General features: G+C 63.9%; 20 protein-coding genes and 1 pseudogene. 1 reads left to right on the top strand and 20 read right to left on the bottom strand.

The genetic code is table 11. The features are described 5' to 3' along the window. The 14 genes and pseudogenes from AB3X99_RS31155 to AB3X99_RS31090 form a co-directional block, all read right to left on the bottom strand. Nucleotides 1–202, bottom strand: a 202-nt coding sequence (locus AB3X99_RS31155) for a hypothetical protein (RefSeq protein WP_368619093.1), incomplete at its 3' end; no start/stop codon positions are given. Continuing rightward, the gene (locus AB3X99_RS31150) at nucleotides 180–1,172 is read right to left on the bottom strand and encodes a GlxA family transcriptional regulator (protein ID WP_368619092.1); all 993 of its coding nucleotides are present in this window, start codon (nucleotides 1,170–1,172) and stop codon (nucleotides 180–182) included. The genes AB3X99_RS31150 and AB3X99_RS31155, both read right to left, overlap by 23 nt. 44 nt (nucleotides 1,173–1,216) lie before the next feature. Beyond that, nucleotides 1,217–2,113 (bottom strand): choline ABC transporter permease subunit, encoded by an 897-nt coding sequence (choW, locus tag AB3X99_RS31145; protein ID WP_069267945.1) that lies wholly within the window; start codon nucleotides 2,111–2,113, stop codon nucleotides 1,217–1,219. After that, nucleotides 2,106–3,391: pseudogene (locus AB3X99_RS31140) on the bottom strand (glycine betaine/L-proline ABC transporter ATP-binding protein); the annotation flags it as partial. The pseudogene AB3X99_RS31140 and the gene choW, both read right to left, overlap by 8 nt. Before the next feature lie 116 nt (nucleotides 3,392–3,507). Beyond that, nucleotides 3,508–4,368, bottom strand: coding sequence for a glycine betaine ABC transporter substrate-binding protein (locus tag AB3X99_RS31135; RefSeq protein ID WP_368619091.1), 861 nt, complete (start codon nucleotides 4,366–4,368; stop codon nucleotides 3,508–3,510). A gap of 112 nt (nucleotides 4,369–4,480) precedes the next feature. Next, nucleotides 4,481–5,626: an FAD-binding oxidoreductase gene (locus AB3X99_RS31130; protein WP_368603518.1), complete on the bottom strand. Its 1,146-nt coding sequence runs from the start codon at nucleotides 5,624–5,626 to the stop codon at nucleotides 4,481–4,483. Nucleotides 5,627–5,661: 35 nt separating this feature from the next. Then, nucleotides 5,662–6,903 carry an aromatic ring-hydroxylating dioxygenase subunit alpha gene (locus AB3X99_RS31125; RefSeq protein ID WP_342946212.1) on the bottom strand — a complete coding sequence of 414 codons (1,242 nt, stop codon included), beginning with the start codon at nucleotides 6,901–6,903 and terminating at the stop codon, nucleotides 5,662–5,664. A gap of 49 nt (nucleotides 6,904–6,952) precedes the next feature. Beyond that, a complete protein-coding gene (locus AB3X99_RS31120) occupies nucleotides 6,953–7,765 on the bottom strand; it encodes an electron transfer flavoprotein subunit beta/FixA family protein (RefSeq protein ID WP_368619090.1) in 813 nt (270 codons plus the stop codon). Then, nucleotides 7,762–8,931 carry an FAD-binding protein gene (locus AB3X99_RS31115; RefSeq protein WP_368619089.1) on the bottom strand — a complete coding sequence of 390 codons (1,170 nt, stop codon included), beginning with the start codon at nucleotides 8,929–8,931 and terminating at the stop codon, nucleotides 7,762–7,764. The genes AB3X99_RS31120 and AB3X99_RS31115 overlap by 4 nt, the downstream gene beginning before the upstream one ends. 4 nt (nucleotides 8,932–8,935) lie before the next feature. Beyond that, nucleotides 8,936–10,864 (bottom strand): (Fe-S)-binding protein, encoded by a 1,929-nt coding sequence (locus AB3X99_RS31110; RefSeq protein ID WP_368619088.1) that lies wholly within the window; start codon nucleotides 10,862–10,864, stop codon nucleotides 8,936–8,938. 3 nt (nucleotides 10,865–10,867) lie between these two features. Further along, nucleotides 10,868–12,931: an FAD-dependent oxidoreductase gene (locus AB3X99_RS31105; protein WP_368619087.1), complete on the bottom strand. Its 2,064-nt coding sequence runs from the start codon at nucleotides 12,929–12,931 to the stop codon at nucleotides 10,868–10,870. A gap of 64 nt (nucleotides 12,932–12,995) precedes the next feature. Further along, on the bottom strand, nucleotides 12,996–13,529 hold the full coding sequence (locus tag AB3X99_RS31100; RefSeq protein WP_368619086.1) for a DUF5943 domain-containing protein: 534 nt from the start codon (nucleotides 13,527–13,529) through the stop codon (nucleotides 12,996–12,998). 94 nt (nucleotides 13,530–13,623) lie between these two features. Then, entirely contained in the window at nucleotides 13,624–14,595 is a 972-nt protein-coding gene (locus tag AB3X99_RS31095) for a dipeptidase (protein WP_368619085.1), read from the bottom strand. 50 nt (nucleotides 14,596–14,645) lie between these two features. After that, complete coding sequence (locus AB3X99_RS31090; protein ID WP_368619084.1) at nucleotides 14,646–15,929, bottom strand: serine hydroxymethyltransferase; 1,284 nt, start codon at nucleotides 15,927–15,929, stop codon at nucleotides 14,646–14,648. A 417-nt stretch (nucleotides 15,930–16,346) separates the two neighbouring features. On the opposite strand from AB3X99_RS31090, the gene AB3X99_RS31085 reads away from it, so the two are divergent. After that, nucleotides 16,347–17,417: a GlxA family transcriptional regulator gene (locus AB3X99_RS31085; protein ID WP_368603690.1), complete on the top strand. Its 1,071-nt coding sequence runs from the start codon at nucleotides 16,347–16,349 to the stop codon at nucleotides 17,415–17,417. Nucleotides 17,418–17,984: 567 nt separating this feature from the next. On the opposite strand, the gene fdhA is transcribed toward AB3X99_RS31085, so the two are convergent. The 6 genes from fdhA to AB3X99_RS31055 form a co-directional block, all read right to left on the bottom strand. After that, nucleotides 17,985–19,181 carry a formaldehyde dehydrogenase, glutathione-independent gene (fdhA, locus tag AB3X99_RS31080; RefSeq protein WP_069267059.1) on the bottom strand — a complete coding sequence of 399 codons (1,197 nt, stop codon included), beginning with the start codon at nucleotides 19,179–19,181 and terminating at the stop codon, nucleotides 17,985–17,987. Nucleotides 19,182–19,356: 175 nt separating this feature from the next. Then, nucleotides 19,357–19,851, bottom strand: a complete 495-nt coding sequence (locus AB3X99_RS31075) for a dihydroneopterin aldolase (RefSeq protein WP_342946220.1) — start codon at nucleotides 19,849–19,851, stop codon at nucleotides 19,357–19,359. Continuing rightward, on the bottom strand, nucleotides 19,848–20,483 hold the full coding sequence (locus AB3X99_RS31070; RefSeq protein WP_368619083.1) for a sarcosine oxidase subunit gamma: 636 nt from the start codon (nucleotides 20,481–20,483) through the stop codon (nucleotides 19,848–19,850). The genes AB3X99_RS31075 and AB3X99_RS31070 overlap by 4 nt, the downstream gene beginning before the upstream one ends. Continuing rightward, complete coding sequence (locus tag AB3X99_RS31065; RefSeq protein ID WP_368619082.1) at nucleotides 20,473–23,481, bottom strand: sarcosine oxidase subunit alpha family protein; 3,009 nt, start codon at nucleotides 23,479–23,481, stop codon at nucleotides 20,473–20,475. The genes AB3X99_RS31070 and AB3X99_RS31065 overlap by 11 nt, the downstream gene beginning before the upstream one ends. Beyond that, a complete protein-coding gene (locus tag AB3X99_RS31060) occupies nucleotides 23,478–23,780 on the bottom strand; it encodes a sarcosine oxidase subunit delta (RefSeq protein WP_368619081.1) in 303 nt (100 codons plus the stop codon). The genes AB3X99_RS31065 and AB3X99_RS31060 overlap by 4 nt, the downstream gene beginning before the upstream one ends. A gap of 13 nt (nucleotides 23,781–23,793) precedes the next feature. After that, nucleotides 23,794–25,038: a sarcosine oxidase subunit beta family protein gene (locus tag AB3X99_RS31055; RefSeq protein ID WP_368619080.1), complete on the bottom strand. Its 1,245-nt coding sequence runs from the start codon at nucleotides 25,036–25,038 to the stop codon at nucleotides 23,794–23,796. Nucleotides 25,039–25,056: the final 18 nt, after the last annotated feature.

Below are 25,056 nucleotides of genomic sequence, written 5' to 3'. Positions count from 1 at the left end.
CTCCGGAGCCATTCACCATGTACGTCGAGATGTGAACTGTGGCAGGCGCTGGCGGTTTGAGCGGCTTTCTTTGCCTACTTTCTTTGCCGCCGCAAAGAAAGTAGGTGCCGCCCCGCACAGGGGCAACACATGCATACCGACGCGAAAACAAGGAAAGGCCAAAAAACAAAAAAATCCGATCAATCAGCGCCGCGCCGCTCATGACTCGGCGCATGCCCAAACTGCACCCGATACGCCTTACTAAAATGGCAGGGTGAATTAAACCCACAAATAGCGGTCACACGAGAAATCGAAGTATCGGTAGTCCGCAACAGCTCCCGCGCGCGCTTCAGCCGCAACGTCAAGTAATAATGCGTCGGCGAAACGTTGAGATACGCCTTGAACATCCGCTGCAAATGCCGCTGCGAAAGCCGAACGAGCCGCGCGAGTTCCTCCAGCGACAGAGGCTCCTTGATATTAGCCTCCATCAACCGCACGACCTCCACCAACTCGGCACGCGAAAAACCCACACGCGCATCCACGGGAATAGGCTGCAGATCCGTCGAGCTGCGAATCCGCTCGAGAATGAACTGTTCTGACACCTTAGCGGCAAGACTCTGCCCAAGACTCGCACCAACGAGTTCGAGCATCAGATCAAGCGGCGCGGTGCCGCCCGTGCAAGTAAGGCGGTCGCGATCGACCACAAACAGCTCATCGGCGAAACGCACGCGCGGAAACTCTTCGTGCAGGACCGTGAGATCCTCCCAATGCACTGCGCAGCGATAACCGTCCAGCAACCCGCTCGCCATCAGCGCATAAGCACCGGTGCAGATACCACCAAGCGGCACGCCCCGCTGCGCCACCTTGGCGAGCGTGGCGCGCACGCCTTCGCTCATGATCTCGCGTATGCGTATGCCGCCGCACACAATCAGCACGTCGGGCAGGCACGCCGGGTCGAGCGCCTGCGCGGGGCGCACGGTGATGCCGTTGCTTGCTCGGGCCGGTGCGCCATCGAGCGAGTAGATCGACCAGCGGTAATGGTCCGCGCGCCCCACGTAGTTCGCCATGCGCAGAACCTCGACCGCACTCGAAAACGCGATCATCGAGAAGTTCTGCAACGTCAGGAAACCGAAATGTCTGAGAGACGATGCCGTGCGCGTTTCGGGCTCGGGAACGGCGATGTCGATCGTCACATTGCGCTCCTCGGGAACGACGGTTGATCGTGTTATTTCAACGCTTACGCCTCTACGACTGCGGGACGCACTCGCATCAGTTGCTTCAGTCCGGAGAACAGCGGCGCTTTCACCGCGCCCGGCGCCCGGCCAAAGCTCTCCGTAATCCGGTCAAGGATGATGGCGAGCAGCACGACGGAAAGTCCGCTTTCGAAGCCGAGGCCAATATCCAGCCGCTGAATGCTTGCGAGCACGTCGTTGCCGAGACCGCCCGCGCCCACCATCGAAGCGATGATGACCATGGAAAGCGCCATCATGATGGTCTGGTTCACGCCCTGCATAATGGACGGCAGCGCGTTCGGAAACTGCACCTTGTACAGCAGCTGCCACGGCGTGCAGCCGAACGCCTGCCCTGCTTCGACGATCTCGCGGTTCACGTGCTTGATGCCGAGACTCGTGAGACGAACGGCAGGCGGCATGGCGAAGATCACCGTGGACAGAATGCCCGGCACGCGGCCGAGACCGAACAGCATCGCGGCGGGAATCAGATAGACGAAGGCCGGCATGGTCTGCATCAGGTCGAGAATGGGCCGCACGATGGTTTGCACGAGCTTGCTCTTCGCCGTCCAGATGCCAAGCGGAATACCGATCACGAGGCTGATCACCGTTGACGAGAGCGTGAGGCCGAGCGTCACCACGGTTTGATCCCAAAAGCCGGTTGCGTAGATCAGCAATAGCGAGCAGGTGGCGAAGATCGCGAAGCGCCAGCCCACGCGCCACAGGCCAATTGCGATGAAGAACGCCATGAGCGCCCACATGGGAATGGCCTGCAAGCCGTGCTCGACGAACGCCGCGAAGCCCTCGATTGCCTTGCCGACGGCGTCGAAGCTGTTGGCGTCGTGGTCGAGCAGATAGTGAACCGACTGATCGACCCACTGGCCGACGGGAATGATCTCAGACATGGGCGGCACCTCGATGACGCGTAATGACCTTCAGCACGGCTGCCTGATCGATGGAGCCGCAATAGCGGCCCTCGTCGTCGACCACGGGCAGCGCCGTCGTGTTCGCACACACCCGCGAGACCACCTGCTCCAGCGGCGTGCCAAGCGTGATGCATTCGACTTTCTTCAGCGACGGCTGCGCGGCGCCGATCGCATCGCGCGTGACGCAACCGCTGATGCGGCGCTGGGCGTCCAGCACGAACGCATAGTCGGCGCTGCCGTTGAGCGACGAGGCCACGCTCTTCGCGTCGAGCGTGCGGATGACCGGCACGGCTTCGCGCTGCATGAGGTCGCCGGCGGTGAGGTAGCGGCTCGTGTCCACGCCGTCGAAGAACGCGCGCACATAATCATCGGCGGGGTTGCTGATGATTTCCTGCGGCGTGCCGATCTGCACGATGCGTCCGCCTTCCATGATGGCGATACGGCTGCCGATGCGCAGCGCCTCTTCGAGGTCGTGCGAAACGAACATGATCGTGCGGCGCTGCTCTTTCTGCAGTTGCAGCAGCACGTTCTGCATTTCCTTGCGCTTGAGCGGATCGAGCGCGGAGAATGCTTCGTCCATGATCATGAGCGAAGGATTCACCGCGAGCGCGCGAGCGAGGCCCACGCGCTGCTGCATGCCGCCAGAAAGCTCGGCGGGCAGCTTCTGCGCAAACGCCGCGAGGCCGACCTGTTCCAGCACGGCCAGCGCGCGCCGCTCGCGCTCCTTGCGGCCCACGCCCGCCACTTCGAGGCCGAACGCGGCATTCGCAAGCACACTGCGCTGCGGCATGAGCGCGAACGACTGGAACACCATGCTCATGTCGGTGCGGCGCAGCGAGACCAGCTCAGAGCGGCGAACGGCCGCGATATCGCGCCCGTCGATGACGACCTTGCCGGCGGTGGGTTCCACGAGCCGGTTGATGAGCCGGATCAGCGTGGACTTGCCCGAGCCGGACAGGCCCATCAGCACGAAAATCTCGCCCTCGTGCACCTCGAACGACGCATTGTTCACGCCGAGCACATAGCCGGTCTTCGCGAACAACTCGTCTTTCGTCGCGCCCTTCGCGAGCAGTTCACGGGCAAGCTTCGGGTTGGGCCCGAACACCTTGCATAATCCATCGACCACGATCTTGGGGGATTTCATCGACTCCGTCTCCTCGAACGGCAGGCGCCGGCCCGCACGGTATGTCTACATAGTTGCCAGAAAAATCCCTGCCGGGATGGCGAATTGCGACAGACGCTTGCGCAAAAGCGACACGGCGCCGCATCAGAAAGGTCACATGCTGCATGCGCACAATCGCACTGCGCGCGGCCCGTGATGGGCGCTGATCTGGCGGGGCGGCGGCGGGCCCCCTGCCGTTTTATTGCTGCGATTACTGCGTACCCGCCCAGGCATTCACACGGTCGCCATGCGCGGCGATCCACGTGTCGGCGGCTGCGTCGGGCTTTTCGCCGTTCTGGATCGCAAGCATCACGCTGTCGATCTCACCCGGCTTCCACTGGAAGTTCTTCAGGAACGTCACCACCTGCGGAGCCTTCTTCTCGAGCTCGGGGTTGGCCACGTTGTCCACGTGCTCGGCCGCGCCGTAGACGTTCTTCGGATCGTCGAGGAAGCGCAGCTTGTACTTGGCGAACATCCAGTGCGGCGTCCACCCCGTGACGATCACAGGCTTCTTCGTCCCCACCGAACGCGCCAGTTCGGCAGTCATCGCGCTGCCCGAGCTCGGCATCACGCTGTAGCTGAGGTCGTATTGCTTGACGGCCTCGTCGGTCTTGCGCATCACGCCCGCGCCGGCGTCGATGCCGACGATACGACCGCCGAACGCCGACTTGTCGGCGTTCAGATCGGCAATGCTCTTCGCGCTCACATAGTCGGGCACCACGAGGCCGATCTTCGCGCCCGTGAAATTCGTGCCGAGGTCGACCACCTTGTCCTTGAATTGCGCCCAGTACGCGCCCTGTGTGACGGGCAGCCAGGCGGAAAGCGTCGCGTCGAGGTCGCCGCGCGCCACGCCTTGCCACATGATGCCCGCGGCCACCGGCACGAGCTGCACCGGATAGCCGTAGCGTTTCTCGATGATGCGTGCGGCCACGTTGGACGTCGCGACGCTGTCGTCCCAGCCTTCGACATAACCGATCTTCAAGGTCGGCTTGCCGTCGGCAAACGCCGGGGCGTTCAAGCTCACCATCGCCGATAACACACCGGTCCAAAAGAGTTTTCCAGCCAGCTTCATGGTCGATCTCCTGTGATATGGGCAAGCGCCCCGTGCCTATGCAGATTCGCCCGCCACAATCTGCCGCTAACGTCGATTTACGACGTGTTCTTGTCGTTGCGCGACGTGCGCGCTATTTGTCGACGACGAGGTCGGACAGCGGCTTCGAGCAGCACAGCAGCGCCATGCCCTGATCGATTTCGCGCTGGCGTATGCCGCCGCTGTGCTTCATCTCCACTTGCCCGGAAACGAGCTTGACCTTGCAGGTTCCGCACATGCCCTGGCTGCACGACGAAGCGAGGCGCACGCCGGCCTGACGCGCAGCATCGAGCACAGTCTGTCGTGCACCGCATTGAATCTCGCGGCGGCTCTTCGCGAAGGTCACCGTGAAGCTGGCCGTTTCGACCGACGATTCCGCCGGGGGCTGTTCCACCGGCGCCTCGGCTTGCGCCGTAAGCGTTTCGAATGAAAAACTCTCTTCGTGATAGCGTTCGCGCGCGAAACCCGCTTCGTCGAGCAGATCGCGCACGGCTTTCATGTAGGGCGCGGGCCCGCAGGTGAAGATTTCGCGCTCCATGAAGTCCGGTGCAATCAACTTCAGGAGCGGCAGCGAGAGAAAACCCGTCACGCCTGACCAATCGGTGCGTGCGCCCACCCGCTCACAGACGAACGACGTGCGGAAATTCGCGCGGCTCGAAGCGATCAGTTCCAGTTCGCGCGCGAAGATGATGTCGTCGGGCGTGCGGGCGCTATGCACGAAAACGATATCGCGGTCCTCCGCGAGATCGTGGTGCGCGCGGCTCATCGACATCAGCGGCGTGACGCCGGACCCTGCGGAAAGGAATAGATACTTCGGCGCGGGGTGACGCGCACAGGTGAATTCGCCGGCCGGTCCGAGCACGCGCAGCGACACGCCAGGCCGCAGGTTGTCGTGCAGCCAGTTCGACACCTTGCCGCCCGGCACGCGCTTGACCGTAATGGAAATGGTATGAGGCCGTGCGGGCGAAGACGAAATCGTATAGCACCGGTTGATGGCCTCGCCGTCGATCTCGAGTTCGAGCGTGAGGAACTGCCCCGGCTCGAACGAGAACGTGCGGCCCTGCGGCGAGCGCAGGAAAAAGCTCTTCACATCGTGCGTTTCCTGCCATACGTGGCAGCACACGAGGGTCTCCTCGACCTCGCTCGTCCATCGCTCGGGCAGCGCGCCCCAGAACGCCGGGCGCGTCACCCGGCTGTCGCTGGCGTCGAGTGGATTGAATTGGGCCGCGTCTCGCATCATGTCAAACTCCGCTCTCTTTGCTTTACGCGTGTGCGTTATGCGCCAATCTGCCTGGCGAGGCGGCCGATATACCAGGCCGAGAACTTTTCAACGAGCCCTTCTGTGTACGGCGAATATGGACCCGGTTCATACGCACTGCTCGTCGCGCCGCGCTGCGAGTACTCCACGAGCGTGCGGTCCTGGTTGTTGGTCGCGTTCCACACGGCGGTGAGGTTCTCCACGTCGTAATCGATGCCTTCGCGCGCGTCCTTGTGAACGAGCCAGCGCGTGCGCACGAGCGTTTCGCCGGCGGAAAGCGGAATCACGGAAAACGACACGATGTGATCGCTCATGAAGTGATGCCACGAATTCGGCTGCGTCCAGAACGAGAGGCCGCCGAGATCGGCCGTGCGGAATTCGCCGAGCAGCTTCTTCGAAGCGACCTTCGCGTCCAGCGTTTGGGACTCGCCGCAGCGGTCGAGCGGCAGGCGCTGAGTGCGAAAACCCGTGACATCCAGCAGCTTTTCGATTTCGACCGACGGCAGGTCCATCGCTTCCCACTGCTTCGCGCGCTCGTTGCAGGTGCGCTCGAATGCGTCCATGCCTTCGGCGTTGGCGTCCGTGCGTGCGTAGCCAAAGCCGTATTCATAGAGCGAAATCGTCAGCTCGGGATGATTCGCGACGCAGTGATAGCACTCGCGATTGTTTTCCATCACGAGCTTCCAGTTGCCCTTCTCGATGATGTCCACCTGCGCGGCGACCTTGCAGCTAGCCAGGTCGTGCGGCAGCAAATACGGCTCCATCTCGGCGCGCATCGCCGCGAAGTCGGCGGGCGGCTCTTCGGCCAGACACACGAAGATCAGGCCCGCGAGATTTTCCACGTGCACGTTCTTGAGGCTGTGCTTGCAGCGGTCGAACTGCTCGCCCATGTGCTCCGCGAACATCAGCGCGCCCGTGAGGTTGTAGGTCCAGCTGTGATACGGGCACACGATATTGCCCACCGACCCCTTCTCTTCGTTGCACAGGCGCGCGCCGCGGTGACGGCAGACGTTGTGGAACGCGCGCACCTGCATGTCGTCGTCGCGCACGATCAGGATCGAGTCGCCCGCCAGATCGACGGTCACGTAGTCGCCCGGTTCGGGAATTTCGGCTTCCGTGGCGACCTCGATCCAGTGTTGCCGGAAAATCGTCTCCATATCGAGCGCAAAAATCTCCTCGCTCAGGTAGAAAGGCGCCTCCAGGCTGTAACCCGCCTGGCGGCGCTCGATCAGCGCGCGAATCTCTGCCGTTACTTTCATGTGTGCTCCGGATTTTTCATCCCAGTTCGTTGCCGACAGGCCAGCAAAATCAGTAATCGATGAGTTGATGCTCCCGCAAATACGCGAGGATCACTTGTGCTTTTTCGACCGAACTCCCTTCAATTACGACGTTGCCGCCCCGGCTTTCGGTCGTGGTCGCCGAAAGCATGCGCGCGTGGCCCGAGCGTTTTTCCGCCGCGGCCAGTCGCACGGGTTTACGCTCGATCGGGCCAACCGTCCATGCGGAAGCGTCAGTCGATTCGGCTGCGCTGACGCGCGTTGCGCTCGCGGGCCGTACCGCGCCCGCGCGCAGCCGCGCATAGGCGTACCGGGGCTGGGCATTCGCGAGCGGATGCACGGCGATCAGCGCGGGCAGCGCCGTCTGCACGCGGCGCCGCAGACCTTTGGGCAGAAACTGGCGCACCACGGCGGCGCGCGTCGTGACGTCGACGTCGATATCCACCGCGCCGCCCACGATCGGCACGCCCAGCGCAGCCGCCACACGGTACGGCAGCATGCCGCTGTCGTGCGCGCCCTCGGCGCGCGTGCCGGTCAGCACGAGGTCGTAGCCGCGCACGCGCTCGGCGAGCACCCGTGCCGCGTCGCCGGAAGGCGTGCAGGCCAGCACCTCCACTTCGTGCGCGCCCAGCGCGAGGTATTCGGCGAGCGCGGGATCGGCGGCGTCGCCTGCGTGCAGCACGTCGAGACGCGCGCGATGCCGCTCGGCCAGCGTGCGCGCGAGGTCGAGCGCGAGCGCGTCGTTGCGGCTGTATCGCGGCGCCCCGCTCACGGGGTGGCGTCCCACCGAAACGAGTACCGCAATGCGCTCGATTCCACCTTGAGGATCATGGCGTGCGTTCATGCGGCGACTCCTGCAGAATGCGTTTCGTCACGGTTGGCGCTCATCTCGCCGCGCTTCGCGCGTGCGGCTTGCACCTGCTCGATCAGCGCGGCGATCGTGCCCTGCGCGTCGCCGACCACGGTCAAATTGGCACGCTTCGCAATCGGCGCGCTGCCGTCGAGATTCACGGCAATCACATGGCGGCAGTCCTTGATGCCCTGCAAGTGCTGCACGGCGCCCGAAATGCCGAACGCGATATACACGCTCGCCTCGACCGTCTTGCCCGTTGCGCCGACCTGTTTGTCGCGCGTGAAGTGACCGTTGTCCACCGCCACGCGGCTCGCGCCGATCGCCGCGCCGAATGCGCCCGCGAGCCGCCCGAACGCCGCAATGTCGGTCACGCCGTTGCCCGCCGAGACGATGAAATCGGCTTCTTCGAGTGCGACCTGGGCGGCGTCGATGGATTCGAGCCCGAGGTCCTTGTATGGCGACGCGAGGTCGGTAGCCGGCCGGATGAAATCGCCCGCGAGGCGTTCGCCGGCGCCGACGAAAGGCAGTTTCGCCTCGACGGCGTTCGGCGCGAGCAGGATCACTTCCGGCAGCGAGCGTGCGGCCCACGCGCGCTTCGCCTGCTCATACACGCCCACATGCTTCGCATCGATCTCGACCACGTGAGTTGCCACGCTCGCACCCGCGGCGGCCGCATAGCGGCGGCCGAGGTCGCCGTCGCCGCTGGCGTTGTCCGGCAGGAACACGTGCTCCGGCGCGAGCGCCGCCGCGCAGGCCTGCAGCGCACGCAACGCACTCTCCGGCGCGAAGGTGCGGCGCTCGAAGCCAGGCAGTTCGATCAGCTTGTCCACGCCGAGCGCCCCGGCATCGTCCTTCAGCTCGCCGAACACGAGCAGCGCGACTTCGGTATGCGCATCGGCCAGCAGCGCGGCGGCGGCAATGGCCTGGCACGCGTGATCGTCGAGCGCGCCGCGTTCGGCGTGCGCAACGACGAGCAGAACATGATCGGGATGACTCACCACGCGGCGTGGCTTCGCTGCGCTTGCGTGCGCGTGCTGCGCGAGCCACTGCGCATCGCTCGTGTCGGCGCTGCCGGCTTCGCCCAGCGTGATGCGCTTGAGGCCCGCAGCCGTAATGACGAAGGGGCGGCGCGGATCGATTCGTTTGAGGGTATTCATCGATTCACTCCAGCGAGGCGGCGACGAGTTCGGCCACGTCGAGCACGTCGGGGCGCGGACCCACGACGCCTTCGAGCATCGCCGTGCACTGCGGGCAGCCCACGGCGACGACTTCGGCGTTGACGGCGCGCGCGTCGGCGATGCGGATATCGGGAATGCGCTGCTTGCCTGGGATATCGGTGAGCGGTGCGCCGCCGCCACCGCCGCAGCAGCGTGCACGCATGCCGTGGCGCTCCATTTCCACGATCTTGATGCCGATGGTCCTGAGCAGCTTGCGCGGTGCTTCGGTCTCGCCGTTGTAGCGGCCCAGATAGCAGGGATCGTGGTACGTCGTGCGCTTTTCCGCGAGCGCCTGCACGGCCTTGGGCGCGATGCGCCCAGTAGCGGCGAGTTCCGCGAGGTAGGTCGTGTGATGCAGCACCTCGTAACGCCCGCCAAGCGCGCGATACTCGTTGCGCAGGCTATGCATGACGTGCGGGTCAGCCGTGACGATGCGCGCGAAGTTGAGCGACGCGAGCGTCGTCATCATTTGCTTCGCCATCTGCTGGAATGTGGCTTCGTCGCCGAGGCGACGTGCCACGTCGCCTGTGTCGGTTTCCCGCGCGCCCAGCACCGCGTAGTTCACGCCCGCCTTGTTGAGGACCTTCACTAGTGCGCGCAGCGTGCGCTGATAGCGCATGTCGAATGCACCCTCGCCCGCCACCACGAGGACGTCCACGCGCTTGCCCGGTTGCGCCACGGGCGCGTTGAGATCGACCGACCAGTCGTAGCGCGCGGCCTTGTCGTAGCCGCCTGCCGTGCCCGTTTCGCGCAGATTGGCAAGCACCTCAGGTCCTTTGCCCGGTACCTCGCCGTGCACCAGCGTCTGGTTGCGGCGCATATCGACGATGGCGTCCACGTGCTCGATCAGCATCGGGCACTCCTGTACGCAGGCGCGGCAGGTCGTGCAGGACCACAGCGTTTGCGCTTCGATCAGGCCTGAAACGATCGGGGCATTCGGCGCGCCGGCATGCTGGCCGACCTTGATGCCGGGCGTGGGGCTGCCTGCATAGGCCGCATCGGTGCCGCCCGCCATGCCCACCACGAGATCCTGAATCAGCTTCTTGGGGTTGAGCGGCTGGCCCGAGGCGAACGCGGGGCACGCGGCCTCGCATTTGCCGCACTGCACGCAGGCGTCGAAGCTCAGCAACTGGTTCCAGCGAAACTCGACGGGTTTCGTCACGCCGTATTCCTGCTTCTCTTCGATGTCGGGGAGCTTCAGCGCCGTGGGCGGCGTGGCCGTGCCGTTGCCGGTCCAGCCCTCGCGCGTGGCCGAAAAACGCTCCTGGCGTGGATGGAACGCGAGGTGCAACAGCCCCGCCACGGCATGCTTCATCGGGCCGCCGCGCGCCGCGCCGAACGTCATCGCGAACGCGCCCACGGCGATCAGCACCGCGCAGAGCACCGCGAAGCCGCCCGACATGGCGCCCGCCGGTACGACCGTGAAGAGCGCCACGCCCAGCGCGAACGAACCGAGCAGCCACGGCAGCGTATTCCAGGGCCCGCGCGAGAGGCGTGCCGGCACCGCCTTCGCGTGACGGCGGCGCCACACGAACACCACGCCGATCAGCATGGCGAGGGCCGCGAGAAAAACCAGTTTGTCGAGCCATGGCGAATAGATCGCGAATCCGTAGTTGACGAACACGAGCGCGAGCGCCGCGATGGCGCCGCCCGCGGTGGCGACGTGCGTCCTGGCGATGTACGGGTCGCGCGCCACCACGTGGTGCAGATCGACGAAATAACGTTTCGGGATACTGAACAGCTTGCCGACGCCGACGGAGCCAGGCGCGGCGGCACGCCCCATCCGCCAGAAAGCGGCCCGCTTCGCGACCGCGAATGCGAGCCCCGCCATCGACACCCACAGCAGCGCGGTAATGAGCCAGGTCGGATTCATGGTTCAGAAGTCCTTGGCGAGCCGCAGCGCGTCGTAGATCGCGCCGTGAATGTTGTGCAGGGAGATGCAGTCGCCCACGCGGAAGAGCAGGAAGCGGCCATTGCCGAGTTCTTCGGAAAGGCAAGGCTGCGCCTCGGCCGCGAAGAGCTTGTGCACGTCCACCTGCCCGCGATTGACTGACTCAGGTTTGAGCTTCCAGTACAGGGCGTCGTTGGGCGTGCTGCCGTTTTCGATCACCACCTGATCGACGGCGCGCTCTTCCTGTTCCTCCGTGTACTCGTTGCGCAGCACGGCGATCTTCTTGCCGTCTTCTTCGTACACACGGTCGAGCCAGTAATTCGGCGTGTGAATCACGCCTTGCGCATAGAGGCGGCGATAGAAGATCGGGAACGTGGTGCCGCCCACGTCGTCGGCGACCTTCACGTCCGGCGTCACGATCTCGACCTTCGAGCCGCGGCTCGAAATGAAATCGGCGACGCCTGCGCCCGCATGCGTGCTCACGCCGTCGTAGACGAGCACGTTCTGCTTCGGCTCGACCTTGCCGCTGAGGATGTCCCATGCGCTCACGGCGAGCCCCTCTTCCACGCCCCAGGCCGGAACCTGCTGCGTGAAGCTCGACCCGCCCGTGGCGAGCACGATGATGTCGGGCTTTTCCGCGAGAATGGTTTTCTCGTCGGCCGTCACGCCAAGGCGACGATCCACTCCAAGTCGCTTCGTCTCCATGTCGAACCAGCGCACGATGCCCGCCATCTGCTCGCGCTGCGGCGCTTTCGCAGCGAGCAGAATCTGGCCGCCCACGGCGTCGTTCTTCTCGAACAGCACGACATCATGGCCGCGCAGCCGCGCCACGCGTGCGGCCTCGAGGCCCGCCGGGCCCGCGCCGACCACCACGACCTTGCGCTTCGGGCCACGCGATTTTTCGATCACGTGCGGCATGGTCGCTTCGCGCGACGTTGCCGCGTTCTGCACGCACAGCACGTCGAGCCCGTTGTACTGGCGGTCGATGCAATAGTTCGCGCCCACGCACTGCTTGATCTCGTCCTCGCGGCCGTCGCGAATCTTGATGACCATGTGCGGGTCGGCGATCTGCGCGCGCGTCATGCCCACGAGATCGACCATGCCGCTCGCGAGCAGACGCTCGGCCTGGCCCGCGTCGCGAATGCTCTGCGCATGCATGACCGGCAGCTTGACCACCGACTTGATGCCCGCCGCGAGATGCACGAACGGCTCCGGCGGCAGCGCCATGGGCGGCATGCAGTTCGCGAGCGTGTTGTGCGTATCCGCGCCTGAGCCGATCACGCCGAGATAATCGATGAGACCCGTTTCCGACATCGCCTGTGCGATTTCCTTGAGCTGCTCGTGATCGAGGCCGTCTTCGTGGAATTCGTCGCCGCACATGCGCAGGCCGACGCAAAAGTCCTTGCCCACCGCTTCACGCACGGCCTTGAGTACTTCCACGCCGAAACGCAGACGGTTTTCGAGCGAGCCGCCCCATTCGTCGGTGCGGAAGTTCGTGCGGGGGCTCCAGAACTGGTCGATCAGATGCTGGTGCGCGGCGGAGATTTCGATGCCGTCCATGCCGGCGTCCTTCACGCGCTTTGCAGCCGCCGAGAAGTCGCCGATGATGCGGCGGATCTCCTCCACCTCGATGATCTTCGCGTTGCCGCGGTGCACGGGCTCGCGTACACCCGAAGGCGACATCAAATGCGGCCAATGCTCGCCGTGAAAGGCGGAGCGGCGGCCCATGTGGGTGGCCTGGATCATGATCTTCGCGCCATGGCGGTGCATGGCCTCGGCCAGACGCGCGAGCGGATCGATGATCTTGTCGGTGGCGAGATTCACCGACTTCCACCAGCCCTGCGGGCTGTCGATCGACACCGGGCTCGACCCGCCGCATACGGCCATGCCCACGCCCCCCTTGGCTTTTTCTTCGTAATAGCGGATATAGCGGTCGCCCGGCAGGCCGCCCGGCTCCGCATAGACCTCGGCGTGGGCCGTGCTGACGATGCGGTTGCGCAGCGTGAGCTGATTGAGCGTCAAGGGTTTGAACAGATTCGGGTAGCGCATCGCAGACGACCTCTGGCGTTCGTGTCTTTCGGTGTGACCTGTATTGCGGGGGGTGCGCGGCCGTTCAGGCGGCGATCGGCGAGACTTCGAATACGCAGTGCGCGTGGCCTTCGGCGGCGCATTGCACTTCTTTCGATTGCGAACGCGGCGTGTTTTCTCCGCCTTCCGTGGTGTCGTTCACCCAGTCCATCGCGCCCGCGAACCAGCCCGCGAACATGTAGCAAAGCTTGCCTTCCTTGCCCGGTTGCGCCAGCACGAACGACGAATGACGCAATTCGATCTTCGCGCGCGCGGTGGCCGGGTCGGCTTCGCGTATCGTGAAGAGGCCCCAGCCGCGCTGCGAAAGACGCTTCAGGTAATGTTCGAACACGGCCATGCCGGCAATGCCGTGCTTCTCGGCTTCCTTCGCGCACCAGTGGTACGCGGACTTGTAGCCGGCTTTGTAGAGAATCTCGGCGTACGCATCGCGGCCCAGCGCCTCTTCCACGGCGGTGTGATTGTTGGTGAAGAAGTGACGCGGCACGTACAGCATCGGCAGCGCGTCCGTGGTCCAGATACCGGTGGCAGGATCGACATCGATCGGCAGTTGCGGTTGCATTTCGTGGGGCTCCAATGACTCAACGAGCGTTTTTTAGTTAGGGTTTCTTATTGGTAATGATGGCCTTTCCATGCTGCACGGTCAGGCCCGGGGATCAACCGCCCCAGACTTCGCCGAACACGCGCATCCAGTTCTCGCCCATGACCTTCTTGATGCGCGTCTCGCTCCAGCCGGCTTTTTGCATGGCCGCCGTGAGATTCGGAAATTCGCCGATCGTGCGGATGCCTTCCGGGTTCACGACCTTGCCGAAGTTCGTGAGGCAGCGATAACGGCCCTTGTCGTGCGTGATCCAGTCGAAGAATTCGGTGCTGTAGCCTTGCGTGAAATCCGTGCCGATGCCCACGCGGTCCTCGCCGATCAGATCGACCACGTATTCGATCGCCTCCAGATAATCCTCGACGGTCGAATCCGGGCCTTTCTTGAGGAACGGTGCGAACATCGTCACGCCCACGAAGCCGTTCGCGTCGGCAATCTCCTTCAACTGCTCGTCGGTCTTGTTGCGCGGGTGCTCCTTGAGACCCGACGGACAGCAGTGGGAATACGTCACCGGCTTCTTCGAGCACGCGATCGCATCCGACGACGTCTTGCCGCCCACGTGCGAAAGATCGACGAGAATCCCCACGCGGTTCATTTCCTGGATCACTTCGCGCCCGTAGCCGGAGAGGCCGCCGTCCGGCTCATAGCAGCCGGTGCCGACCAGGTTCTGCGTGTTGTAGCAAAGTTGCACGACGTTCACGCCGAGTTCCTTGAACACCTCGATATAGCCGAGGTTGTCCTCGAACGCATACGAGTTCTGGAAGCCGAAGATGATGCCGGTCTTGTTCTCTTTCTTCGCGCGCAGAATGTCGTCGGTCGTGCGCACGAGCGTGAGGATCTCGCTGTACTCGCGAATCTGCTGCTTCATCTGCGCAATGTTGTCCACGGTCTTCTGGAAGTCCTCCCAGACGGAAACCGTGCAGTTGACGGCGGTGACGCCGCCCTTGCGCATGTCTTCGAACACCGAGCGTTCGAACTTCGAAATGTTCAGGCCGTCGATGATGATGCTGTTGTCGTGCAGAGTGCTCATTAGCCGCTCCGAAACTCGCGAATGGAATTGAAAGGCGGTGGTGTGAAGAATCAGGCTTGCGTATAGATCGGGAAGCGTTCGCACAGCGCGAAGATCTCGCGGCGCACGCGCTGCTCCGTGGCGGCGTCGCCTTCGGGATGCGTGCGCAGTGCGTCGAACACTTCGAGAATCAGTCGCCCGATCTCGCGGAATTCGTCCACGCCGAAACCGCGCGTCGTACCCGCGGGCGCACCGAGGCGAATGCCCGAAGTCACCGTGGGCTTTTCGGCGTCGAACGGAATGCCGTTCTTGTTGCAGGTGATGCCGGCGCGCTCCAGCGCCTGCTCGACCTGATTGCCCTTGAGGCCCTTGGGCCGCAGATCGACTAGCAGCAGATGGTTGTCGGTGCCGCCCGTGACGAGGTCGACACCGCCAGCCTTCAGCACCTCGCCCAGCGCCTTCGCATTGGCGAGCACGCTGTCGATATAGGTCTTGAAGCTGGCTTCTAGCGCTTCGCCGAACGCCACCGCCTTGCCCGCGATCACGTGCATGAGCGGGCCGCCCTGCAGGCCGGGAAACACGGCCGAGTTGATCTTCTTCGCGATCTCCTCGTCGTTGGTCAGCACGAAGCCGCCACGCGGGCCGCGCAGTGTCTTGTGCGTGGTGGAGGTGACGACGTGCGCGTGCTCGACGGGGTTCTGATGGCGTCCTGCCGCGATGATGCCCGCGATATGCGCCATATCCACCATCAGCTTCGCGCCGACCGAATCGGCAATGGCGCGAAAGCGCGCGAAGTCGAGTGCGCGCGGGTATGCGGAGAAGCCCGCGATGATGAGGCTGGGTTTGTGCTGCTGCGCGAGTTCTTCGACCTGGCCGTAGTCAATCAGCATGGTTTCGCGGTTCACGCCGTACTGCACGGCGTTGAACCACTTGCCGGAAAGCGCCGGCCTGGCGCCGTGCGTCAGGTGGCCGCCCGCGTCGAGCGACATGCCGAGCACCGTATCGCCCGGCTTGGCGAGCGCGAGCATGACTGAGCCGTTGGCCTGCGCGCCCGAATGCGGCTGCACGTTGGCGAAGCCGGCGTTGAACAGTTGCTTGATGCGGCTGATGGCAAGCGCTTCCACCTCGTCGGCGAATTCGCAGCCGCCGTAATAACGCTTGCCCGGATAACCTTCCGCGTACTTGTTGGTCAGCACCGAGCCTTGGGCCTCGAGCACGGCGCGCGACACGATGTTTTCCGACGCGATCATTTCGACCTGCGACTGCTGCCGCTCGAGTTCTTTCAGGATGCTGCTGCGGATTGCCGAATCGCGCTGCGCCAGCGTTTGCGAGAAGAAAGGTTGAGTATTCGACATAGGGCTTCCGTGACGATGAATGAAGGACTTCCTGCAAGGCTGGAGGCCCCGTCGCGACTGGCTTGAGAGCGGCTTTGAACCCGCTTGACCGGCTGGGGACCGACGGTTCTATTCTTGTCGTTCGAATTGGCGCTCAACGTCGAAATTCAGACGCGTTCTTTTCCTTTTCCGCCATTCGCGTCCATTTTTCACAAGTGGCTACGTTAGAGCGCCCGCTAACGGTGCGCCGTGCCCCATGTTTCCCAATCCAGATTATTTATCGTGCATCGCAGTGCACCAATCCCGCACTCTCGTCCTATTTCCCGCGTCCGGCTTTATTGACCAGATGACTCAGGGTTTTGCCGCATGGCACACTGGACCCGCCAAATTCGAAAATTGCGGTAGCGTAGCCGGCCCCCCGGGCCTCACCGGGCCTCCATTGGGCATCAGGCTACCGATCACAAGGAATCGTCCCCCATGCTGCCGGATCGCACAGCGTCGTTAGCGCACTTCGCGTTCATGCCGCTGCCCGACTTCACGATGATCGCGTTCACGAACGCCATCGAAGTTCTTCGTATGGCTAACTACCTGAGCGGACAGCCGCTTTACAGGTGGTCGATCATCAGCCCGGAGGGCGGCCCGGTCGCGTCGAGCAACGGGCTTTCCATCGACACCGGCCCGGCAGAATGCGTGGGGCAACCCGATATCGTGTTCGTCTGCGGCGGCATCGACGTGCAGCGGGCCACCACGCCCGGCCATCTCGCTGCGCTGCGCCGCTTTGCGCGCATGGGTGTTGCGCTGGGCAGCCTTTGCACGGGTACCTATGCGCTGGCGAAGTCTGGGTTGCTGGCTGGGTATGCTTGCGCGATCCATTGGGAGAACATGTCGGCGCTGAAGGAGGAGTTTCCTTCGACGCGTTTTCTCAAGGAGCTCTTCGTCATCGACCGCGACCGGGTGACTTGCACCGGCGGCGTCGCGCCGCTCGACATGATGCTGCATCTCATCACGGCACGTGTGGGCACTGCGCGCGTGACGCAGATCGCCGAGCAGTTCGTTGTCGAGCATGTGCGCGATACGTCTGCCCAGCAGCGCATGCCGCTCGTCGCGCGGCTCGGGTCCGCGAACAAGTCGCTCTTCGAGGTCATCTCTCTTATGGAGAACAATATCGAAGAGCCGCTTTCACGTGAAGAGCTGGCGCGGCTTGCGAATATGTCACAGCGGCAGTTGCAGCGGCTCTTTCACGAGCATCTTGGCATGACGCCTACGCATTACTATTTAACGCTGCGCTTGCGGCGCGCGCGTGAGCTGCTGCTGCAGACCGATATGTCGATCATGCAGATTACGATGGCCTGCGGGTTTCAGTCGGCTTGTCACTTTAGCAAGAGCTATCGGGATGCTTTTGGGAGTGCGCCTACTGGGGAGCGGAGGAAGCGGATTGCACCGCTTTCTGGTGCTGATTCGCCTGTGGCGGCGGCTGTTGTTGGGCCTTCGCCTGTTGTTCATATTTGAAACTTGTTTTCGCGCTGGTCTGCATGCGTTGCCCCTGTGCGGGGCGGCACCTACTTTCTTTGCGGCGGCAAAGAAAGTAGGCAAAGAAAGCCGCTCAAACCGCCAGCGCCTGCCACAGTTCACATCTCGACGTACATGGTGAATGGCTCCGGAGCGTCTGTCACCTCGCACCTTCAGAGGTAGTGACAAGGCGCTCATCCTTCCGGCGGCGCTACGCGCGCCGAAGGGCATAAACTAAAACCATTGGTGCGCGTGCATTTTCGCGAATGCTTGTTCGTACCATTCGGTTTCCCATGTAGACCCCACCGCAGCGCGCGTAGCGAGCAGCGGGATGAATGACTGCCTTGTCACTCACTTTGGTGGTGCGAGGCGACAGACGCTCCGGAGCCATTCACCATTCATGGCGAGATGTGAACCGTGGCAGGCACTGGCGGTTTGAGCGGCTTTCTTTGCCTACTTTCTTTGCCGCCGCAAAGAAAGTAGGTGCCGCCCCGCACAGGGGCAACGCATGCATACCGACGCGAAAACAGGAAAACCACAAAAAAGGCCAAAAGCCAAAACTAAAAATTAAGCGGCCAACAACCCATGCGGATCAATCACAAACTTCCGCGGCGCACCGCCATCAAACTTTTTATACCCCTCAGGCGCCTCATCAAGCGAAATAACCGAAACATTAACGATCTTGGCGATCGGCAACCGATCAAACAAAATCGCTTGCATGAGATTCCGGTTGTACTTGAGCACAGGCGTTTGCCCTGTATGGAAAGTATGCGACTTGGCCCAACCAAGCCCGAAGCGGATGCTCAGGCTGCCATGCTGCGCGGCCACATCGCGTGCACCCGGATCGTCCGTCACATACAACCCAGGAATACCGATCATGCCTGCCGGCCGCGTGATTTCCATCAGCGAATTAAGCACCGTAGCCGGCGCCTCTTCCGAGTGACCGGAAGCGCCATGCCCGTGCGCTTCGAAGCCCACGCAATCCACCGCGCAATCGATTTCCGGCTTGCCCAGAATCTGTTCGATCTGCTCGCCGAGCGTCGCGTCTTTCGAAAGATCGACCACTTCGAAGCCCATCGCCTTCGCATGCGCGAGCCGCTCCGCATTGATGTCGCCGACGATCGTGCAGGCCGCGCCAAGCAAACGCGCCGACGCCGCAGCCGCCATCCCCACCGGACCCGCGCCCGCGATATAAACGGTCGAGCCCGGCTTCACGCCCGCCGTGACCGCGCCGTGATAGCCCGTGGGCAGAATGTCTGATAGGCAGGTGAGATCGCGAATCTTCGACATCGCCTGATCGCGGTCCGGAAACTTCAGCAGGTTGAAATCGGCATACGGCACGAGCACGTATTCGGCCTGGCCGCCAATCCAGCCGCCCATGTCGACATAGCCGTAAGCACCGCCCGCGCGCGACGGATTCACGTTCAGGCAAACACCGGTGTGCTGCTCGCGGCACATCGCACAGCGCCCGCACGCCACGTTGAACGGCACGGAAACGAGGTCGCCGATCTTCAGCGTTTCGACGTCGTTGCCCACCTCCACCACTTCGCCGGTAATCTCATGACCCAGCACGAGGCCGACGGGCGCCGTCGTGCGCCCGCGCACCATATGCTGGTCCGAGCCGCAGATATTCGTGCTGACTACCTTCAGAATGACGCCATGGCCGATCGAGCGCCCGCTCGGATCGACCATCTTCGGATACGCGATGTTCTGCACCTCGACCTTGCCCGGCCCTTGATACACGACGCCTCGATTACCGCTCATCTCGCTGTCTCCTGTTCGATGCAGCTCGCAACGCTGCTCACTAGATGGCGTTGCCTCGCGCAAACTGCACGCAAGACAACGGTGCTTCGAGCGTAGCCTGAGCGCCGCAGACGACGATGTGCAAGAAGCGACGCGCCCTTGCTTTGCGCCGACATCGGGCTACGCGTCTTGCCTGCTACTGCCCGCCCCCGTCGGCCCGTATCCATTGCCGATAGTCGGCGCGCGTCCAGTCGAGCCCCACGCCCACGCGACGCGTACCCGGCCGGATCTTCGGCTTGTGCACCGCGAGCCTGAGCGTTTCCAGCGCGGGCCATTCGCGAAACGAAAACGCCGCCATGTCCGCCACCAGCGTTTCGAGCAGCCGCGTATGCGGCTTGCGCCCGAGAAAGTCGGCAAGGCGCGTGCAATAGCCGTCGTAGTCGATCCAGTCGCCCGCTTCACCCGTCGCGTTCTTTTCGTGCGGCATGCAGCGATAGCCGAGCTGCGCGTCGATCACGAGCGGCTGCGGGGAACCGTGCTCGTGCGGATAGATACCGATGCGCGCCGGCACGCTCAACGCTTCGACGAATACGCTCCAGCCGCGCCCGAGCGGCGCGTCGTGTGCGCCGAGCGCACCGATTGCGCCCAGCGCGCCAAGCGCCGGCTCGAACGCTGCATCGACGATCTTCATGGCGCGACCGACGCCGCGGCGTCGACCATGATGCGGCAGAAATAATCGGCGAAGCTGCGGCGCACGACGATTTCGAAGCGGTCGTCGCCCGTGGGAATCAGCACGATCGAAGCCTTGAAATACACGCTCTGCGCGCATTGACCCGGCTTGAAGAGCCGCGGATGCAGGTCGAGCGGGCAGCCGCGCGAGAGCACGTCGCGCGCCCGCGTGCCTTCGATCTCGATCACCGTGTTGCCGCTGCCGACGTCCACGGCCGCCGCATAGGCATCGCCGAGCACGGGGGTCAGCTTCGCTTCGAGCATGCCCGTTTGCACAGGCGCGAGCGAGCGTACGAGCCATTCGTCGGGTCCGAGCCAGAGCACGTCATAGTGCTGGCTGCGCGCGACGGTGTTCGGCGCGGCCGGCGGCTCGCAGCCAACCACGCCGGCGAACGCCGCGACGAACGCCGGGTCGCTCAATTCGCCGCGCACGTTCACGAGGTCACGAAACGGCAGCTCACGCATGGCGAACGCTTTCGAGGCACGTCCCTCCTGCGCCTTGACCAGATCCGCGGCACCTACGAGCGGCGACTCAAGGCGCACACCGACGACGCGCTCCGCGACCGGCAGGGGGTCTTTCGTTTCATTCAACATGCTGACGCACTCCTTCCGTGTCGTAGAAAATCGGGCTCGCGATCTGCGCGCTCACGCGCCGGCCATCGGCCATGGGAATCACCACGCGCTCGCCCATCTTGTTCAAGCCGCCCTTCACGACCGCCAGCGCGATGGAACGCTGCAGGATCGGGCTGTAGTAGCTCGACGTCACGTGACCGATCATCGACGTCGTGCCGTCGGCGCGCGCTTGCGCATCCGGTGCGATGATCTGGCCGCCTTCGGGCAGCACATATTGCGCATCGTCGGTCAGCAGTCCGACGAACTGCTTGCGGTTTTCCTTCGCCGTATCCGAGCGCTTGAGCGAGCGGCGGCCGAGGAAGTCCTTCGTCTGCGAGACGAGACCGCCCATGCCGAGATCGAAAGGCGTGACCGAGCCGTCCGTGTCCTGACCCACGATGATGTAGCCCTTCTCGGCACGCAGCACGTGCATCGTTTCCGTACCGTACGGCGTGATGTCGAACTCGGCGCCGGCTTCCATCAACGCTTCCCATACGGCGCGGCCTGCATTCGCGGGCACGTTCACTTCATAGGCCAGCTCGCCCGAGAAGCTGATACGCATGACGCGCGACTTCACGCCCGCGACCGTGCCGTTGCGATACGACATGAACGGGAACGCGGCGTTGTCGAAGTCGATGTCCTTGCATACCTTCTGCAGCACCTTGCGGCTCTTCGGGCCGACCACGGCGAACGTCGCCCAGTGGTCGGTGACGGAAGCGAGACGCACCTTCATGTCGGGCCACTCGGTCTGCAGCCAGCGTTCGAGCCACGTGAGCACACGCGCCGCGCCGCCCGTGGTGGTCGTCATCATGTAGTGCTGCTCGCCGAGGCGCACCGTCACGCCGTCGTCGAACACCATGCCGTTTTCGTCGAGCATCAGGCCGTAACGGCACTTGCCCACTTCGAGCTTGAGCCACGGGTTCGTATAGACCCAGTTGAGCAGCTTCGCGGCGTCGGGGCCTTGAATGTCGATCTTGCCCAGCGTGGAAGCATCGAGAATACCGACGCTGTTGCGCACCGCAAGACACTCGCGCTTCACGGCCGCGTGCAGATTCTCCCCGCTTTTCGGGTAGTACCACGGGCGCTTCCAGTTGCCCACGTCCTCGAATTCCGCGCCATGCTGCACGTGCCACTCGTGAATGCAGGTCTTGCGGATCGGGTCGAGCATGTCGCCGAGTTCGCGCCCTGCGAACGTGCCGAACGTGACAGGCGTGTAGTTCGGGCGGAACGTCGTCGTGCCCGTCTCGGGAATCGTCTTGCCGAGCGCGCTGGCGAGAATCGCCATGCCGTTGATATTGCCGAGCTTGCCCTGGTCGGTGCCGAAGCCCATGGCCGTGTAACGCTTCACGTGCTCGACCGACTCGAAGCCTTCGCGCGCGGCGAGCAGAATGTCCGCTGCCGAGACGTCGTTCTGGAAGTCGACGAATTGCTTCGGCCCGCGCGCCGCATCCTTGCGACTGCCCACGAGCCACAGCGCCTGCAGCGGCGTCTCTTCGACCTCGGCTGCCCTGGGCACAGCGGGCCGCTTGAGCGGGAAGCCGAGCGACTTCGCCGCGTCGATGCCGCCGTCCACGCCCTGCGTGAGCGCGCGGCCAAGCCCGAATTCGCCCACTGCCGCCCCAACGCTCACTTCCTCCTGCACGCGCTTGCCGGGCAGGAAGCACGCCTTCGCGTCGCTCCAGTGCGCCTTGCCGCCCGACTGCGCGAAGAGGTGCAGCACCGGGCTGAAGCCGCCCGACACCGCAACGAGATCGCATGCAAGCGTGGCCTGCTGCGCGCCGGCCTGCCCGTTCGTGTAGCCCACCACGTCGACTGAGCTCACGCGCTGCTTGCCATGCGCACAGTTGATGGCCGCGTTGTACATCACCTTCACGCCCTGGCGGCGCGCGGTGGCCTGCAATGCGCCGTTGCCCTGGGCGCGCCCATCGACGACCGTGACGGTCGCGCCGCATGCCTTCAGATCGAGCGCACAACGGTAGCCCGCGTCGTTGTTCGTGAAGACGACCGCATTGCGGCCCGGCAACACGCCGTAGCGATGGATATACGTCGAGACCGCCGAGGCCAGCATGATGCCCGGCAGATCGTTGTTGCCGAACACGATGGGACGCTCGTGCGCACCGGTGGCGAGAATCACGCGCCTGGCGCGGATTTTCCACAACAGCTCGCGCGTGCCCTGGCGCGTGGAAACCGGCAGATGCTCCGTCAAACGCTGCGTCACGGTCACGAGATTGTGATCCTGATAGCCGAACGCCGTGCTGCGCGACAGGATCTTCACGTCGGGCATCTGCTTGAGTTCGGCTTCGATCTTCTCGACCCAATTGAGCGCAGGACGGCCGTCGATATCGGCCTTGCACGACAGCAGGCTGCCGCCCAGTTCGCGCTGGTCGTCCACCAGAATCACGCGTGCGCCGGTTGCGCCCGCCGTATGCGCGGCCGCGAGGCCGGCGGGGCCGCCGCCCACCACGAGGACATCGCAATGCGCGAAGCATTTGTCGTAGCGGTCGGCGTCGCGCACTTCGGGCGCTTTGCCGAGACCCGCGGCGTCGCGAATCTTTTCCTCGTATTTCGGCCACCATTTGCGCGGCCACATGAAGGTCTTGTAGTAAAAGCCCGCCGGCAGAAAGCGCGAGAACTTCTGGTTGATCGCCATGCGATCGTTTTCGAGGCTGGGCTCGGCGTTCACGCTCGTCGCGACGAGCCCCTGGTACAACTCGACTTCGGTCGCGCGCGCATTGGGCACCGTATACGCGCCGCGCTCGAGCTGCACGATAGCGTTCGGCTCGGCCACGTCCGCCGTCATGATGCCGCGCGGGCGATGGTACTTGAAGCTGCGCGCGACGAAATGCACGTCGTTGGCGAGCAGCGCCGAGGCCAGCGTGTCGCCCTGAAAGCCCTGATACGTGCGGCCATTGAACGTGAAGTTCAGCGGAATTGCGCGGTTCACGCGCCCACCGGCGCCGAGGCGGTTCTTCTGGCTCATCGCTGCGTGCTCCCTTGCTTGTCGCCTTGCGCCCCATTTGCTGCGCCGAAGGTTTCGTAAGACTGAATCTCGTAGGTGACGGTGTCGCGCGTCGCCATGAACCAGCGGCGGCAGCCCTGCGCGTGCAGCCACTGCTCTTTATGCACGCCGCGTGGGTTGTGACGCATGAAGAGGTAGTCGCCCCACTCCTTGTCGGTGAGCTTGTCGGTGTCGAGCGGACGCGCGATGTCGGCTTCGCCGCCGCAGGTGAACTCGACTTCGGCGCGGGGACCGCACCACGGGCATTCGATCAGCAACATATTGTGGGCTCCTTTAGTGCGCGACGGCGGCTGCGCCGTGTTCGTCGATCAGATGGCCGGTAGAGAAACGGTCCAGCGAGAACGGCGCGTTGAGCGGATGCGGCTCGTCCTTCGCAATGGTGTGCGCGAACACCCAGCCCGAGCCCGGCGTCGCCTTGAAGCCGCCGGTGCCCCAGCCGCAGTTGAAATAGAGACCCTTCACGTCGGTCTTGCTGATGATCGGGCAGGCGTCCGGCGAAACGTCGACAATGCCGCCCCACTGCCGGTTCATGCGCACGCGCGAGAACACCGGGAACATTTCGACGATGGCCTGCAGCGTGCCTTCGATGATGTGGAAGCTGCCGCGCTGGCCGAAACCGGTGTACTGGTCCACGCCCGCGCCGATCACGAGATCGCCCTTGTCGGACTGGCTGATATAGGCGTGCACCGCGTTCGACATGATCACGGTGTTCACGACCGGCTTGATCGGCTCCGACACCAGCGCCTGCAGCGGGTGGCTTTCCAGCGGCAGGCGCACGCCGGCCATGTCCGCGAGCGTCGTGGTGTTGCCCGCCGCCACCACGGCGACCTTCTTCGCCTTGATGAAGCCCTTTGACGTATCCACGCCGGTCACGCGCGCGCCGTCGCGGCGAATGCCCGTCACCTGGCAGTTCTGGATGATGTCCACGCCGTGCTGGTCAGCGCCGCGCGCGAAGCCCCACGCCACGGCGTCGTGGCGCGCCACGCCCGCGCGGCGCTGGATCGAGGCGCCCAGCACGGGGTAGCGGGTGTTCAGGTTGATGGTCGGCTCGATTTCCTTGATCTGCTCCGGCGTGAGGAATTCCGCGTCCACGCCGTTCAGGCGGTTCGCATTCACGCGGCGCTCGGTATCGCGCACGTCCTGCAGCGTATGCGCGAGATTCATCACGCCGCGCTGGCTGAACATCACGTTGTAGTTGAGGTCCTGCGAGAGCCCTTCCCAGAGCTTCATCGCTTTCTCATAGAGCGCCGCCGACTCGTCCCACAGATAGTTCGAGCGCACAATGGTCGTGTTGCGCGCCGTGTTGCCGCCGCCGATCCAGCCCTTCTCCAGAATCGCGACGTTCTTCACGCCGTGCTCTTTCGCGAGGTAATAGGCCGTTGCGAGACCATGCCCGCCGCCGCCGACGATCACCACGTCGTACTCCTTCTTCGGCTCCGGGCTTCTCCACTGCCGCTCCCAGTTCTCGTGATACGACAACCCGTTGCGGAACAGACTGAATATCGAATAGCGGCTCATCTCGCAGACCCCTTGTTG

The sequence above is a fragment of the Paraburkholderia sp. BR10882 genome, from assembly GCF_040948855.1.
In the GTDB taxonomy this organism is placed as follows: Bacteria; Pseudomonadota; Gammaproteobacteria; order Burkholderiales; family Burkholderiaceae; genus Paraburkholderia; species Paraburkholderia nodosa_A.
The sequence above is the reverse complement of the archived record's forward strand: the minus strand, read 5'-3'. Positions and strand labels throughout refer to the sequence as shown.

Coding starts and splice junctions, on each gene's coding strand:
- AB3X99_RS31095 (WP_368619085.1), bottom strand. CDS start 14,595: ATGAGCACTCTGCACGACAACAGCATCATCATCGACGGCCTGAACATT.
- AB3X99_RS31090 (WP_368619084.1), bottom strand. CDS start 15,929: ATGTCGAATACTCAACCTTTCTTCTCGCAAACGCTGGCGCAGCGCGAT.
- AB3X99_RS31055 (WP_368619080.1), bottom strand. CDS start 25,038: ATGAGCCGCTATTCGATATTCAGTCTGTTCCGCAACGGGTTGTCGTAT.
- AB3X99_RS31115 (WP_368619089.1), bottom strand. CDS start 8,931: ATGAATACCCTCAAACGAATCGATCCGCGCCGCCCCTTCGTCATTACG.
- AB3X99_RS31110 (WP_368619088.1), bottom strand. CDS start 10,864: ATGAATCCGACCTGGCTCATTACCGCGCTGCTGTGGGTGTCGATGGCG.
- AB3X99_RS31075 (WP_342946220.1), bottom strand. CDS start 19,851: ATGAAGATCGTCGATGCAGCGTTCGAGCCGGCGCTTGGCGCGCTGGGC.
- choW (WP_069267945.1), bottom strand. CDS start 2,113: ATGTCTGAGATCATTCCCGTCGGCCAGTGGGTCGATCAGTCGGTTCAC.
- AB3X99_RS31060 (WP_368619081.1), bottom strand. CDS start 23,780: ATGTTGCTGATCGAATGCCCGTGGTGCGGTCCCCGCGCCGAAGTCGAG.
- fdhA (WP_069267059.1), bottom strand. CDS start 19,181: ATGAGCGGTAATCGAGGCGTCGTGTATCAAGGGCCGGGCAAGGTCGAG.
- AB3X99_RS31065 (WP_368619082.1), bottom strand. CDS start 23,481: ATGAGCCAGAAGAACCGCCTCGGCGCCGGTGGGCGCGTGAACCGCGCA.
- AB3X99_RS31070 (WP_368619083.1), bottom strand. CDS start 20,483: ATGTTGAATGAAACGAAAGACCCCCTGCCGGTCGCGGAGCGCGTCGTC.
- AB3X99_RS31125 (WP_342946212.1), bottom strand. CDS start 6,903: ATGAAAGTAACGGCAGAGATTCGCGCGCTGATCGAGCGCCGCCAGGCG.
- AB3X99_RS31105 (WP_368619087.1), bottom strand. CDS start 12,931: ATGCGCTACCCGAATCTGTTCAAACCCTTGACGCTCAATCAGCTCACG.
- AB3X99_RS31135 (WP_368619091.1), bottom strand. CDS start 4,368: ATGAAGCTGGCTGGAAAACTCTTTTGGACCGGTGTGTTATCGGCGATG.
- AB3X99_RS31130 (WP_368603518.1), bottom strand. CDS start 5,626: ATGATGCGAGACGCGGCCCAATTCAATCCACTCGACGCCAGCGACAGC.
- AB3X99_RS31120 (WP_368619090.1), bottom strand. CDS start 7,765: ATGAACGCACGCCATGATCCTCAAGGTGGAATCGAGCGCATTGCGGTA.
- AB3X99_RS31100 (WP_368619086.1), bottom strand. CDS start 13,529: ATGCAACCGCAACTGCCGATCGATGTCGATCCTGCCACCGGTATCTGG.